The 13,553-nt window shown below is 74.8% G+C and carries 12 protein-coding genes; 2 read left to right on the top strand and 10 right to left on the bottom strand.

Annotation, left to right across the window (positions count from 1 at the left end; all coding sequences use genetic code 11):
• Window positions 1-89: 89 nt before the first annotated feature.
• Window positions 90-1,868, bottom strand: coding sequence for an FAD-dependent oxidoreductase (locus tag SCA03_RS07335; RefSeq protein ID WP_212767220.1), 1,779 nt, complete (start codon window positions 1,866-1,868; stop codon window positions 90-92).
• Window positions 1,869-2,022: 154 nt separating this feature from the next.
• The gene (locus SCA03_RS07330; protein WP_230988520.1) at window positions 2,023-4,080 is read right to left on the bottom strand and encodes an AMP-binding protein; all 2,058 of its coding nucleotides are present in this window, start codon (window positions 4,078-4,080) and stop codon (window positions 2,023-2,025) included.
• Window positions 4,081-4,267: 187 nt separating this feature from the next.
• Here SCA03_RS07330 and SCA03_RS07325 point away from each other — a divergent pair, with 187 nt between their 5' ends.
• Entirely contained in the window at window positions 4,268-4,723 is a 456-nt protein-coding gene (locus SCA03_RS07325) for a nuclear transport factor 2 family protein (RefSeq protein WP_086817714.1), read from the top strand.
• A 162-nt stretch (window positions 4,724-4,885) separates the two neighbouring features.
• Here the strand turns inward: SCA03_RS07325 and SCA03_RS07320 are convergent, their stop codons facing one another.
• The 3 genes from SCA03_RS07320 to SCA03_RS07310 form a co-directional block, all read right to left on the bottom strand.
• A complete protein-coding gene (locus SCA03_RS07320; RefSeq protein WP_141275263.1) occupies window positions 4,886-5,785 on the bottom strand; it encodes a phosphorothioated DNA-binding restriction endonuclease in 900 nt (299 codons plus the stop codon).
• 83 nt (window positions 5,786-5,868) lie between these two features.
• On the bottom strand, window positions 5,869-6,684 hold the full coding sequence (locus SCA03_RS07315; protein ID WP_086814419.1) for a class I SAM-dependent methyltransferase: 816 nt from the start codon (window positions 6,682-6,684) through the stop codon (window positions 5,869-5,871).
• Window positions 6,681-7,991, bottom strand: coding sequence for an NsdA family TPR-like regulatory protein (locus SCA03_RS07310; protein ID WP_086814420.1), 1,311 nt, complete (start codon window positions 7,989-7,991; stop codon window positions 6,681-6,683). The genes SCA03_RS07315 and SCA03_RS07310 overlap by 4 nt, the downstream gene beginning before the upstream one ends.
• Before the next feature lie 210 nt (window positions 7,992-8,201).
• Between SCA03_RS07310 and SCA03_RS35990 the strand changes: the two genes are divergently transcribed.
• Window positions 8,202-8,609 (top strand): ATP-binding protein, encoded by a 408-nt coding sequence (locus SCA03_RS35990; protein WP_230988518.1) that lies wholly within the window; start codon window positions 8,202-8,204, stop codon window positions 8,607-8,609.
• 9 nt (window positions 8,610-8,618) lie between these two features.
• Here the strand turns inward: SCA03_RS35990 and SCA03_RS07300 are convergent, their stop codons facing one another.
• The 5 genes from SCA03_RS07300 to SCA03_RS07280 all read right to left on the bottom strand — a co-directional run bounded on the left by SCA03_RS07300 (window position 8,619) and on the right by SCA03_RS07280 (window position 13,465).
• A complete protein-coding gene (locus SCA03_RS07300; protein WP_141275262.1) occupies window positions 8,619-9,716 on the bottom strand; it encodes an MBL fold metallo-hydrolase in 1,098 nt (365 codons plus the stop codon).
• 13 nt (window positions 9,717-9,729) lie between these two features.
• Window positions 9,730-9,987, bottom strand: coding sequence for a phosphopantetheine-binding protein (locus SCA03_RS07295; RefSeq protein WP_030874470.1), 258 nt, complete (start codon window positions 9,985-9,987; stop codon window positions 9,730-9,732).
• Between the two features lie 105 nt (window positions 9,988-10,092).
• Window positions 10,093-11,409, bottom strand: coding sequence for a ketosynthase chain-length factor (locus SCA03_RS07290; protein ID WP_086818425.1), 1,317 nt, complete (start codon window positions 11,407-11,409; stop codon window positions 10,093-10,095).
• The gene (locus tag SCA03_RS07285; RefSeq protein WP_030874476.1) at window positions 11,406-12,692 is read right to left on the bottom strand and encodes a beta-ketoacyl-[acyl-carrier-protein] synthase family protein; all 1,287 of its coding nucleotides are present in this window, start codon (window positions 12,690-12,692) and stop codon (window positions 11,406-11,408) included. The genes SCA03_RS07290 and SCA03_RS07285 overlap by 4 nt, the downstream gene beginning before the upstream one ends.
• Window positions 12,689-13,465: a thioesterase II family protein gene (locus SCA03_RS07280; protein ID WP_051846244.1), complete on the bottom strand. Its 777-nt coding sequence runs from the start codon at window positions 13,463-13,465 to the stop codon at window positions 12,689-12,691. The genes SCA03_RS07285 and SCA03_RS07280 overlap by 4 nt, the downstream gene beginning before the upstream one ends.
• Window positions 13,466-13,553 lie beyond the last annotated feature (88 nt).

Genomic DNA, 13,553 nt, shown 5'->3' with positions numbered 1-13,553 from the left:
CCCAAAAAGGCGAACCCTGGATCAAGGCGCAACCAGCAGACGAACCGCACACGGCGACAGCAACCACCACGGCGGAGCCGACAGAAGCGCTAGGAGACAGGGACCCGGTCCGCACGGGAGAGGAGGCGAGCCAGAACACCTCTCACCTCGCCGGAGCCCAACGCACCACCCCGTCCGGCGACATAACCATCGGGCCGCACCAGCACCCACCCCCCACGCTCCAGTCCGAGCCCCCGCCGGACCTGCCCGTCGGCATCGACGAGGACGCGGGACCCGCCGAAAGCCGCGAAATCACCGAGGGCGCCGGGACCGTCGTAAGCGTCGGGCTCACCCAGGGCGCCGGAATCATCGAGGGCGCCGGGAGCATCGAGGGCACCGGAATCGCCGAGGGCCCGGACGGACAGCCACCCGGCCCCCCACCGCGCCAGCCCGTCGGCCGCGTCCCGCTCGCCGGACGTACCGGCCACATGGAACAACGTCCAGCGCGGGTCGCGCAGTTCGGCGTGGAAGGCGTCCGCACCGGGCCCACCGGGCGCGGCGACGGTGACCCGCTCCCCGGGCCGCGGCCCGACCGCACCCCGGCCGCCACCGACGGTGAGAGAGCTGTCGCCGTAGCGGATCCGCAGCCCGGACATACCGCCGAGCACCTTCCGCTGGAGGGCCCGACGCAGCACGGGGAAGGTCCGTACGACGGAGAAGACGACGGGCAGCGCCACGGAGGCGAGGAGGTTCTTCAGCTGGACGAGGAAGGTGGCGGTCCGGGTGGAGCCGAGGAGCGCGCGGCCGATCGGTACGCGTTCCTCGCTGTAGGTGTCGAGCAGCGCGGGCGCGGCGTGCCCCTGGACGACCATGGCGAGTTTCCAGGCGAGGTTGTAGGCGTCCTGGACACCGGTGTTCATGCCCTGCCCGGAGGCGGGGCTGTGCACATGTGCGGCGTCACCGGCCACGCACACCCGGCCCTGGTGCATCCGCTCGACCATCCGCTGCTGGAAGGTGAACACCGAGGTCCACTCGGAGGGCCCGACGCGGACGGTCCGGCCGAGCCCGGCGGACAGCTTCCGCGACAGCACCGCTTCGATGTCCCGCCCGGCGGTGTCCTGGCCGGGGGCCACACCGGGCGGCGGCACGGTGTCCAGCAGCCGGTAGCGCCCGGCCTGCGCGTAGGGGACCATCATCAGGGCCTGACTGCCGGTGTGCGCCCAGTAGATGGTGTCGGGCGGCAGATCGGTCTCGACGGGCGCGTCGGCGAGCATCCAGGTGTCGCTGGTCTCGCCGAGGAGGGGCAGCCCGAGCTGTTTGCGCACGGTGCTGTGGCCGCCGTCGCAGCCGACCAGCCAGGGCACGTCGAGCTGTTCCTCGCCGTGCGGCCCGGACAGCCGGGCCCGCACGGAGCGCGCGTCCTGGGTGAACCCGGCCAGCCGCACCCCCCATTCGACGGTGACGCCGAGCCGGCCGACCGCCTCCCGCAGGACGGCCTCCGTCGCGGTCTGCGGGACGACGAGCGTGAACGGGTAGGCGGTCGGCATCTTCGCGTAGTCGGCTTCCAGCCGGACGAGACGTCTGCCCTTGGCGTACATGGTGAACGCCTGGTTGCGGCGGCCGTGCCGGAGCATGGCGTCGACGAGGCCCATCTGGGCCCAGGTCTCCAGGGTGCGCGGGTGGGTGGCCACGGCCCGGCTGGTGCGTGCGGGGCCGGGTGCGGCGTCGATGAGACGTATCCGCAGCCCGCGGCGGGCGAGTTCGTGCGCGGCGGTCAGCCCGACGGGCCCGGCGCCCACGACGAGGACCTGGGTTCCCGCCTCGTCGGGTGCCCCGGCGGGCCGGTGCGGGGCGGTGGTCGCGTGGCCGCGGATGTCGGAGGTCGGCACGGTCCGGCTCCTCGGGTCGGTGGTGGCCGGCGCGGTGGTGTCCGCGCCGGTACGGGCGGGGCCCGGGCTGAGGCCCGGGCGGTGGTGTGTCGTCGGCCTCGAACCAGCCGTCCGCTCCGGGGAGTTGGGCCCGGGCGGTACCGGCCGCGTGCGTTCAGCCGACGGTGTGCGGTGGAGGCGCGGTGCACGCGACCGGCGCGGGAGGCCCGCTGAGCGCTGGGTGCGGTGGGCCCACCGGATCCGCTGAGTCCGCCGGGTCCGCCGACCGCGCGCCGGGCGCGGTGCGCGGCACGGACGACGACGGGACGGCAGCGGCCCGCTCGGCGACCCGCTGCCGCACGACACGCCGCCGGAGCTTCCCGGCAGCCGTACGCGGCACGGCCTCGACGACCTCCGCGACCCGGATCCGTTCGTGCGGCGCGAGCCCCCGGTTGGCCCGCGCGACGACGTCGTCCAGCACGGCGCCGTCCCCCGACACGGACGAGAGCACGGCAGTGTGCACGGGCCCGTCCTCCGGCACGGAAGCAGACGCGTTCACATGCGTGGCGCCCGGCACGGGCGCGGACCCCGGCACGGGCGCGGAGCCCGGCACGGGCACAGGCGCAGGCACGGACACAGGCTCCGGCACGGACCCCGGCACGGACGCGCCCCCGGACCGGCGTCCGGCAGACGCGCCCCCGGAGCGGCGTCCGGCACCGGGTGCGGGCGTACACGGGTCCCCACCCGGCCCCGCACCCCGCAGGACGATGCCCGCCCAGGCGAGGCCACCGTGCACGGGGTCCGGCCACCGGGTGACGACGCAGTCGGCGACCCGCGGGTCCCGGTGCAGGACGCGCTCCACCTCGCTGGGCGAGACCAGTTCGTTGTCGCAGGTGAACACGTCGTCGAGGCGGTCGACCAGCCGCAGGGAGCCGGACGCGTCGAGCAGTCCGATGTCGCCGGTGGCGAACCAGCCGTCGGCGTCGATGCGGACGCACCGCTCCTCGCCGAGGTAGCCGGCCATCAACTGCGGGCCGCGCAGCAGCACTTCGCCGGGCTCGCCGCGCGGTACGGGCCGCCGTGTGGTCACGTCGACGATGCGGCAGCCGGTGCCGGGCACGGTGCGGCCGACGGCGCCCGGCTCGTCGCCGGGCCGCTGGCAGTGGGTGAGCGGGGACAGTTCGGCCAGCCCGTAGCCCTGGAGGACGGGCACGCCCAGGTGTGCCCGCAGGGCGCGGGCGGCGTCGGGCCGCAGTGCCGAGCCGCCGGAGAGGACGACCCGCAGCCGGGGCCCGGCGGGGCGCGGCGGTGCGGTGGCGAGCCGTGCGTCGGCGGCGAGCCGGTGCAGCCGCGCGGGCAGCCCGAAGTAGTGGGTGGCGCCGTGTGCGGCGGCCGTGGCGAGCGAGGCGTAGGGGTCGGGGTCCTGGCACAGCACCTGGCAGGCGCCCGCGTACAGCGCCGAGTTCAGATGCATGACGTGGTGGAGGGGCAGGTGATTGAGGGTGACGGAGTGTGCGTCCAGCGCGTGCGCGAGCGCGGTCTGCCGGGCGTTGGCGACCATGTTGCGGTGGGTCAGCAGCACGCCCTTGGGCCGTCCGGTGGTGCCGGAGGTGAACTGGATACAGGCGAGGTCGTCCGGGGTGACGCGGTGCCGGGGCGCCCGTGCGGGGGCGTCCCACACGGTGCGCAGCGGCACCACGGCGGACGCCGAAGCACCGGAAACGGCAGGCACACCGGGCACGACCGGCAACTCCGGCCCGTCCGGCACGTGCGGCCCGTCCGCCGTCTCCGGCCCGTCCGGCGTCCCCGGCCCGTCGGGGTGCGGTGCCACGACGGTGTGCAGGTGCGGCACCGTGCGCCGGTGCGGCGCGAGCAGCCCGGCCGCCGCCGCGGGCAGAAAGGCCGTCTCGGCGCGCGAGGTGCGCAGCACGTGCAGCAGTCCGTCGGCGGGCAGCAGCGGGTTGACGAGGACGGCGGTCGCGCCGGCCCGGACGATGCCGTTGAACAGCGCGGCGAACGAGGGGTCGAGGACGTTGGCGACGGCGACGCGCGCCCCGGGCCGTATACCGGCGGGACCGGCCAGCCAGGCCGCGACCCGGTCGGCCCGCTCGTCCAACTCGCCGTAGGAGACGGTGTTTTCCCCGGCGCGCAGGGCCGGCGCCGCGGGCCTGCGCGCGGCGGCCCTGCGCAGCAGACCGTCCAGGGGAAGGTCCGGGCAGGTGAAGGTCGGCACGGCGCTGTCTCCTCCGGCTCGTCGGGCGGACATCGGCGCGGGGCGGTGGCGCCCCGGAGCCTCCACCGTCCGCCGGGCCGCTTGAGGAGTCTTCGAAGGGTGCTCGATCCCCGGCGCACACGGTGGGGGTGCCCGTCGGAGCCGACATCCCGGGGCCGACGCCCGGGAGCCGACCGGAAGGAGCACCATGAGCACACTGACCGAGCCCCAGCGGACGGAGCCCGCACCCGAGTTCGGGATCCTCTACGCCGAGATCCAGCAGTTCTACTCCCACCAGATGCAGCTGTTCGACGCCTTCGACGGTGCCCGCTGGGCGGCCACGTTCACGCCGGACGCGGTCTTCGACGTGCCCACGCTGGAGCGTCCACTGCGCGGCCGCGCCGAGCTGGCCGCCTCCGTGGAGCACAACAGATCCCAACGGGAGCGCGGAGGCGAGCAGTTGCGGCACTGGATCGGCATGCTCGACCTGAGCCCGCAGCCGGACGGCACGCTGCACACCCGCTGCTACGCGCTGGTGCACGCGACCCCGCGCGGCGGCCCGAGCCGGGTGCTGCGGGTGTGCGTCATGCGGGACGTCCTGGTGCGCTCCCGCGGCAAGTGGCGCACCCACCACCGGGTGGTCACCCGGGACGACCTGGACTGAGGCGCGCCGGGCACTCTGCCGCGGAACGGCGGCAGGCGCTCAGCAGAGGACCAGCGGCGGGCGCCCGGCCAGGAAACGGCGGCGGGGGCCGGGCCGGGGAACAGCGCCGGGGCGAAGGGAGCGAGGAACAGCAGCGGAGCGCTCAGGCGCGGAACCGGGCCCTCAGGCGCGGAACACCTGCCGGGCGTGCCACCTGGCGTACTGCGGCGCGACCGGCTCCGAGCCGTCCTCGGGGACGGCCACGGGCCGGCCGCCGAGCGCGTCGACCTGGGCACGGGCCGCCGTCCCCCGCGCGGTGAAGCGGGGCGAGACAGCGATCCGGGCCCGTTCGTCGACGCCCAGCACGCCCTTGTCGAACAGCCGGTGGTGCAGCGCGCACAGGCACAGCGTGTTGGCCGGCACATCGGGCCCCCGGTGGGCCCACCACCGGACGTGCGCGGCCTCCAGGCCGACGGGGCGGCGATCCAGTGCACCGTCGAACCCGCAGAACGCGCAGCGCCGCCCGTAGGCGTCGAGGACGCGCCGGCGCAGCGCCGCCGCTGCCCGGGGGTCGCGGACCAGACGCCGCACCCCGGTCCGTTCCGCCGTGGGCGCGAGCGGCTGCCCCGGCACCTCGTCCAGGCCCGTGTCGGCGGCGATGTCGGCGTGCAGGGACGGCGGGAAATGCAGATGCAGCAGGGTGTGCACGAGGTCGCCGAGCAGCGCGGGCCGCTCGGCGAGCGCGGCACGCAGCCCGGGCGCGAGCCGCCCGGCGGCGCCCCGGGAACGCAGCTCCCCCACGTTCGGGCCGGGGCTGCCGGGCCCCGCGTCGGTGTGCACCTCCCACACCCCGTCGCCGGTCAGATGGTGGAAGGGGTAACCGGCCGAGGTACGCCGCGGCGGCCCGTACTCGCGCAGCAGCCCGGCGAGATCCTCCTCGACGTCGCTGTAGCGCAGCGCCCCGTCCGGATCGTCCCGGTACCGGCCGAGCGCGTAGAGCAGCAACAGCGGCTTGTGCGGCGCCCGTTCACCCCCACCGCCCCACTGCCGCAACGCCCCCACCCGCGCAACCCAGTCCTCCATGCCGGGACCCTACCCATCCGGGGCGGGCCGGACGGGGCCGGACCGGCACGGCTTCGGCAGCCGAACCACCGCACAGCGGCCCGCTACTTCGAGCAGATCAGAAGTCCACCAAGGGCGTTGATCTCGAACGCGCCGTGCTGCTCGATGTGGCGCTCGACGAGCATCTGCGCGCGCTCGACCGTGGCATCGAACGGGACACCGTGCTGGACGGCCCATGCCCGGTACGAGGCCAGGTGCGCGACGACCGGTTCCGGCGTGGGCACCTCGATCACTCCCGGCAGCTCGATCACGTCGACCGTGCCGAACGCGGCACCGAGGTGGTCCGGCGCCTTCTCCAACGAGAACCGGGCGCTGAGTGAGATACGTGACGGGCCCCGAGCGACACCGAGCACATCGGCGGCGGCCCGCTGCCACAGCCGGTCGAGTTCGGACTTGTCGTGCTCGCTGTTCGTCGACGCGATCACGACGCCGCTGTCGGAGACGACGCGGGCCAGCTCGCCCACCGCCCGCGGAATGTCGCCCACGTGGTACAGCATGTGCAGCGCGAGCACCGCGCCGGCGCTGCCCGAACCGAGCGGTAGCCGCTCCGCGTCCGCGACGGCGACCGGCCGGGGCAGCCCGTCGAGGATGCCGGGCGAGATGTCCAGGCCGAGCACGCGGAGGTCCGGGCGGTCCCGGTGGAGCCTCCTCACGAACTTGCCGTTCCCGCACCCGACATCGACGACGGTGCCCCGGACGTCCCGCAGGTGATCGACCACCAGACCCGGCAGGTCGTGGCTCGGGTGCTGCCACCGGTAGAGAGACTGCCGCGCGACGAGATCCCGTTCGTCGCGGTACGCGCTACCGGCGAGAACGGCGCGATCCGTCACGGCGTCGGGACCTCCGGGTGCACCTGTCACCGCTGCTGCTCCCGTCCCACCGCGGGCCCTGCCGGGGCCATGGCGGCCTCCTTGAGTCGTGCCCGCAGATGCGAGACCGGAGTCGAGTCGCGGAACTCCGGCGCGTCCAGTTCACCACTGATCTCCCCGAGCCGCCGCGCGATGCTTGCGGATCGCGTCTCCGGACGGGCATCCAACACGAAACCGATCATGGCCTCTGTGCCGTCGACATTGCCGGCCTTCATATGGCCCCGCGCCATGTCGAGATGTGCAGCGAACAAGTCGCCGACGGACCTGTCCGCATCCTCCGCACTCCGGTACAGGCGCACGGCGGTCTCCGCGCTGGTGATCGCCGCCTGTACGTGCCGTCGTCCGCCGATGGCGAGGTGCGTGGTTCCCGCGTAGGCACACTGCTTGGCCAGCGGAAAACTGAAGATTCCCGGGAAATCATCCTCGTCCGCCGCGCTCTCCCGCCGCCGCTGCGCCGTCGCCAGCGCCGCAGCGGCGCCATCACGGTCACCTGCCACCGCGAGCGCCCGGGCTTCCAGACCAGCCAACCGTGCGCCGATGCTTCCCGCTGCCGTGAACTCCTGGCCGGCCCGGGCAAGATCTGCAGCCTGCCTCAGCGAGCCGTTCCAGAAGGCGATGAGGGACTGCGCTGCCCGGGTCCAGGCGCGCAACCCGTTGTGCCCGACGAGGTCGGCGCATGCCCAGGCCGTTCGCGACTGGGCCGCGGCGGAGTCGTAGTCCCCGGCGTCGAGGCAGACATGCGCGGACAAGCCGCAGAGGCGCCCGGCCAACAGGTACAACTCTGCGGTGTCGGACGGGCGTTGGCGCCCTTCCAACAGCGCGAAGGTGGCACGGCGCAGTGTTCGGATCTCCCCGTACAGCCCCGCCAGCGGCTGACTGACGTAGTGGCGCGCGAGCCGCGTCACATCCGCATGCAGCCCTTCGAGCACCGCCGCACTGCTATTGGTCCCCGCGAGGAAGCGCGCAAACTCCGCAGCTTCGGCGGCATCGGCTGCGAGCAGCCTTCTCGTCGGCGCCTGCTCGACGATCCGTGTCTTCGAAGACGGCTCCCCGCGTCGTTGCCTGCTCACTGCGGCAGCGCGGTCGAGTATGGCGAGTTCCACCCCGAACAGATCCGACAGATAGCCACGAACGCGCGACGACGGAATGCGCTTCTCCCGCAGGTAGCGACTCACCTCCTTGCCGGTCACGGTCGCACGGCCGTCACGGTCGTTGATCCCGTCGGCAATGCGCTGATGCGTCATCCCGCTCGTGTCGCGAAGGCGTGTCAGAAGCTCGCCAATGCCCTCTGGACCCATCCGGTCTCTCCCTTGAGGAACCTTCCGGGCCCCATTCTGGCCCCCTTGGTGGCCCCCTCGCAGGCTCCCGACAACAGCGGTCCCCCAACGGTTGACTGGGGACATGCCCACGCAATTCCCTTCCGGCCGGCACATCGCCGTCGCCAAGCGGAGCACATCGCCTCGTCCTCTGCCTTCGGAGTGCTCCACATCCACGGAGAAGTGGTAGCCGTGCCGATCTCCCGAGAGCGGTTGTTCGAGCGACGTCGTGCCTCCGTGGCTGCCGCCCGCGCCTTCGTCGTCGAGGTCCTGCGTGCTGCTGGTGTCGAGGACCGCGTCGAGGACGTGCGGTTGTGCACCTCTGAACTGGCCACGAACGCGCTGCGGCACGGAAGCCCTCCCGGGCGGAACGTGCTGGTGAGGGCCGAAGTCGACGAGATGCGTCTGCGCATCGAGGTGCATGATGCAGGCGCCGGTCGTCCCGGCGTGCGGACCCCGGACGACGAAGCCGCGGACGGTCGCGGCCTCTTCCTCGTCGCCCACCTCTCCGACGACTGGGGCGTGTCCTCCCGCACGGGAGTCGGCAAAGCCGTCTGGGCGGAGTTCAAGCTCGTGCCCTCGACACCGCCTCCGTATTGACACTCACGCTCACGCGTAACAGGCCGGGGCCCCGCCGTGGTGTTCGGTCATCTCGTGGAAGAGGGCGGGGATGTCCAGGGGGGCGCCGGGGGGTGCGCCGCGGGCTTCCGCGTAGGCGCGGTGGAGGTTGGGGAGCAGGCGTTCGGTGTCCAGGAGGTCGGCGTAGGGGCCCGGGCCGGGGTCGTGGGCGAGGTGTGCGGGGGGCAGGCCGGTGGCGAGGCCGGCGGTGGCCAGCCGTTGGAGGCGGCGCAGGTAGCCCTCGTCGGCGTCGAGGAGTTCGGGTCCGCCGACGGGTCCGTGTCCGGGGACGACGGTCTCGGCTCCCAGGGCGCGCAGCGTCTCCAGGGCCTTCAGCGAGCCCGAAACGGAGCCCATCACGCAGAAAGGGGTGACGCGGGACATCACCAGGTCGCCGGTGAAGACCACGCGCTGTTCGGGCAGCCAGACGACGGTGTCGCCGGTGGTGTGCGCCGGGCCGGGGTGCAGCAGTTCGACGGGGAAGCCGTCCGCTCCGCCGATGTGCAGCGTCATCCGGTCCCGGTAGGTGACGGACGGCGGGACGACTCGCAGATCGCCCCAGCGGACCTCGGGCCACAGCCCGGTCAGGTGCAGCCCGGCCCTCAGGACGTCCTCGCGGGCGTGTGCGTGTGCCACGACGGTGGCTTCGGGGAAGAGGAAGTTGCCGAAGGTGTGGTCGCCGTGGAAGTGGGTGTTGACCAGCAGCCGCGGTGCAGCGGGGGCGAGGCGCAGGGCCAGGGCGCGCAGCCTCCGGGCCCTGGCCTCGGTGGCGACGGTGTCGATGAGCACGCTCTCGCCGCCGGCGACGAGCAGCCCGGCGTTGTTCAGACACCAGCCGCCGTCCGGCTGGACGTAGCCGAAGACGCCGTCCGCGAGTTCGGTGAACCGGGCGGGCGCCCCGGGCACCACCGCGTCCGCCGGACCCGCGTCGTCCACCGGGCCCACGTCCTCCGCCGAGTCCGCCGTCCCCGCCGACTCCGCCGCGTCCGCCGACTCCGCCGACTCCGCCGCGCCCACCGGGCCCGCCGGGCCCCGTCCGTCCGCCGCGCCCACCGCGCCTCTGGCGCCCAACGCGCCCCCCTCGCCCATGTCTTCGCCCCCTTCAGACCGCGGCACGGCCCGCGAGGGCGCCGTTGACCAGGTCCAGGAACTGGCGTGGGGTCTCCGCCTCGTCCACGGCCTCCTCCTCCAGCGTCACGTCGTAGTCGCGTTCGATGACGCCGGTCACCTGGAGCAGGGCGAGGGAGTCGTACCCCAGGTCGAGGAAGAGGGTGTCGAGGTCGTCCTCGCCCAGTTCGTTGCCTCCGCCCGCGGCCTCGTGCAGCAGAGCGGTGAGTGCGCTGAGGTCGAACCGGCCCACGATGTACTCCTTTCCGGGTGGTTTCTCGTTTTCGGTCCGGGCTTCCGTCCGGTTCTCCCGGGCGGTCGCCGTGTCCAAGTGGACGCGCCTGCCGTGCCGTTGTGCTCAGCCGGTGGCCCGGACGACGGCCGCCGCGTTGAAGCCGCCCCGGCCGCGGGCCAGCACCAGCGCGTGCCGCAGCGGCGCGGCGCCGGCCGGGCGGGGGGCGCCGGTGACCAGGTCGACGGGGCAGTCGTCGGCGGGCCGGTCGGTGCCGGTGGTCGGGGGGACGAGCTGGTCGCGCAGGGTGAGGACGGCGGCGGCCAGGTCGAGCGCGGAGCCGCCGGAGCCGAGCCGCCCGGTCATCGTCTTCGGCGCCGTCACGGGCACCCCGTACGGGCCGAAGAGCCCGGCGAGCGCGTGGGCCTCGGCGCGGTCGGCCTCCCGCTCGCCTGCCGCGTCGGCGAAGACGACGTCCACGTCGTCCGGCGTGATCCCGGCGTCGTCCAGGGCGAGTCCAGCGGCGGTGCGCAGCCGCGGGTCGCCCGTGCCGGGTGCCGGGTCGAAGGTGGCGGCGCAGCCGGCGACGACGGCGTACGGGACGGCGCCGCGCGCGTGCGCGGCCGCGGCGTCCTCCAGGACGAGCAGCGCGCCGCCCTCGCCGACGACATGGCCGGCGGCCCGCTCGGCGAACGGCAGGTAGGCGTGCTCGGGGTCGGTGGCGGTGCTGAGCCCGCCGCCGGCCAGGTGGGCCGTCCAGCCCCAGGGGCAGACGGTGGCGTCGAGGCCGCCGGTGACCAGCGCCCGCACGCCGTGGCGCAGCCGGCGCCGGGCCTGTGCGACGGCGTCGAGCCCGCCGGCCTGCTCGGAGACGACGACGCCGCTGGGGCCGCGCAGCCCGTGCCGCAGGGAGATCTGGCCGGAGTTGGCGGCGTAGAACCAGGCGAAGGACTGGTAGGCGCTGACGTGCCGGCTGCCCTTGCTCCACAGCTGCTGGAGTTCGTGCTGCCCGAACTCGAAGCCGCCGGCGGCGTTGGCGGTGCTGACGCCGACGCCGTAGGGCGGGCACGCGGCGATGTCCAGCCCGGCGTCGTCGAGGGCCTCGGCGGCGGCGGCGAGCGCCAGCCGGGTCACCCGGTCGGTCTGCGGCAGCAGCCGGTCGGGGACGTGCTCCTCGTCGACGAAGCCGGGCACCTCGCCGGCCAGCCGCACCGGGTAGCCGGTGGCGTCGAACCGGGTGACGGGCCCGATACCGCCGCGGCCGTGCAGCGTCGCGTCCCACCATGCCGCGGTGCCCAGCCCGTTGGGGGCCGCGACCCCGATCCCGGTGACGACGGCCTGCCCCGAGCGGACGGCGCCCGGCCCGGTCCCTCGGCCGGTGGCGTCCGGCCCGGTGGCGTCCGGCCCGGCCGTCGCGGGGGCGGTGGGTGTCGGCGCGGTCATACGGCGGCCTCCTTCAGGTGCCGTGCGGTGAGCACCAGCGCGCTCTGGAATCCCCCGAAGCCGCTGCCGACGCTGAGCACGGTGTCGGTGCGCTGCTCGCGCGCGGTCAGCGGGACGCAGTCGAGGTCGCAGTCCGGGTCGGGGGTGTGCAGGTTGGCGGTGGGCGGCACGGTGTCGTGGGCGATGGCCAGTGCGCAGGCCGCGGCCTCCAGGGAGCCGATCGCCCCCAGCGAGTGGCCGATCATCGACTTGATGGAGCTGACCGGCACCCGCCAGGCGTGTGCGCCCAGGGCCCGTTTGAACGCGGCGGTCTCGTGCTTGTCGTTCTGCTTGGTGCCGGAGCCGTGCGCGTTGACGTAGTCGATGTCGGCGGGGTCCAGCCGGGCCTCGTCGAGGGCGACGCGGATGGCCTCGGCCATCTCGTCGCCGTCCGGGCGCAGCCCCGTCATGTGGTAGGCGTTCGAGCGGGCGGCGAAGCCGGCGACCTCCGCGTACATCCGGGCGCCGCGCCGCCGCGCGTGCCCGTATTCCTCCAGTACGAGCACCGCGCTGCCCTCGCCGATGACGAAGCCGTTCCGGGTCAGGTCGAACGGCCGGGAGGCGGTGGCGGGTTCGTCGTTGCGCGGGGAGGTGGCGCGGATCGCGTCGAAGGAGGCGACGGTGATCGGGGTGACGGGCGCCTCGGAGGCTCCGGCCACCATGACGTCGGCGCTGCCGTCCCGGATGAGGTCGACGGCGTGGCCGAGGGCGTCCAGCCCGGAGGTGCAGCCGGTGGAGACCACGGAGACGGGTCCCTGCGCGCCGACGGCCCTGGCGACCTCGGCCGCCATGGAGCTGGGCACGAAGCAGTCGGCGAGCCGCGCCTCGGCCCGGGTGTGGTCCACGAGCCACCGCGAGCCGCCCTCGCTGACCTGTGCGTACAGCGCGTCCAGCCCGGTGCTGCACCCGACGGCGCTGCCCAGGGTGACGCCGGTGCGCACCGGGTCGGCGGCGCCCGGGCCCCCGGCGCCGGGCGCCGTCCCGCTGTCGGCGACCGCCTCGCCGGCGGCGGCCAGCGCGAACTGGGCGGCGCGGTCGAGCTGTCGGGCGCGGGCGGCGGGGATGCCGTGTGCCGCGGGGTCGAAGTCGACCTCGGCGGCGACCCGGGAGCGGAAGCCGGAGGCGTCGAAGAGGGTGATGGGCCGGGTCGCGGTGCGCCCGTCGGTCAGCAGCGTCCAGAACTCCTCGACGCCCACGCCACCGGGCGCGACCACCCCGATCCCGGTGACGACGACCCGCCTCACCGCCCGGCCCCCGCTGCCACCGGCGCCGCGCCGCCCGCCGTGGTGCGCCGTACGACGCGGCAGGCGCGGCCCACCAGCCGGGGCAGCTCACGGCCGCGGACGAAGAAGTGGTCGCCGGGCACGGTGCGGGCCACGGCACGCGCCGCGGTCCACCGGCTCCAGCCGGCCACGACACCGGGCGGCGCCAGCGGGTCGTCCCGCCCGGCGACGCACAGCATCGGCACGGGCAGCGGCCCGGCGGGTGACGGCTGCCGGGCGGCGCGGCGCAGCGCGTCGGCGAGCGTCAGATCGTCCCGCAGGACGGGCATCACGGCCCGGTGCCACAGTCCGCCCGGGGCGGCGCCCGGCGGCACGGCGCCGGCCGCGTCCAGCAGCGGCAGCAGCCGTTCGTCGCTCGCGGTGCAGGAGTCCGACAGGTCGGAGGCGGCGTCCGGCGGCGGGCACGCCCCCACCGCGAGCAGCGCCGGCAGCGGCAGTCCGGCCTCGTGCAGGGCGCGGGTGAGGGTGTAGGCGACGAGCGCGCCGAGGCTGTGGCCGTAGAGCACCCAGGGTGTGCCGGGCCGGGCGGGCGGGGTGAAGTGCCCGAGCAGATCGGCGACCAGCTCGTCCCGGCCCGTCAGCCGCGGCTCCCGGCGGCGCCGTTCCCGGCCGGGCAGCAGGTGCGCGGTGGACGCGACGCCCTCTCCCAGCTCGCGGTGCCAGCCGTAGTAGCAGGAGACGCCGGCCCCGGCGTGTGCGAAACAGTGGAGCCCCACGGGCTGCTCGTCGGACATGTGCCGTCCCTCCTGAACGAGTACGTCCCGACGAGCGTCGTCCGGCCGCCTAGAGCCCGGCTCGAAACCGGACGGTCCCCGGCCCGGC

The sequence above is a fragment of the Streptomyces cacaoi genome, assembly GCF_006539165.1.
Lineage (GTDB): Bacteria > Actinomycetota > Actinomycetes > Streptomycetales > Streptomycetaceae > Streptomyces > Streptomyces cacaoi.
The sequence above is the reverse complement of the archived record's forward strand: the minus strand, read 5'-3'. Positions and strand labels throughout refer to the sequence as shown.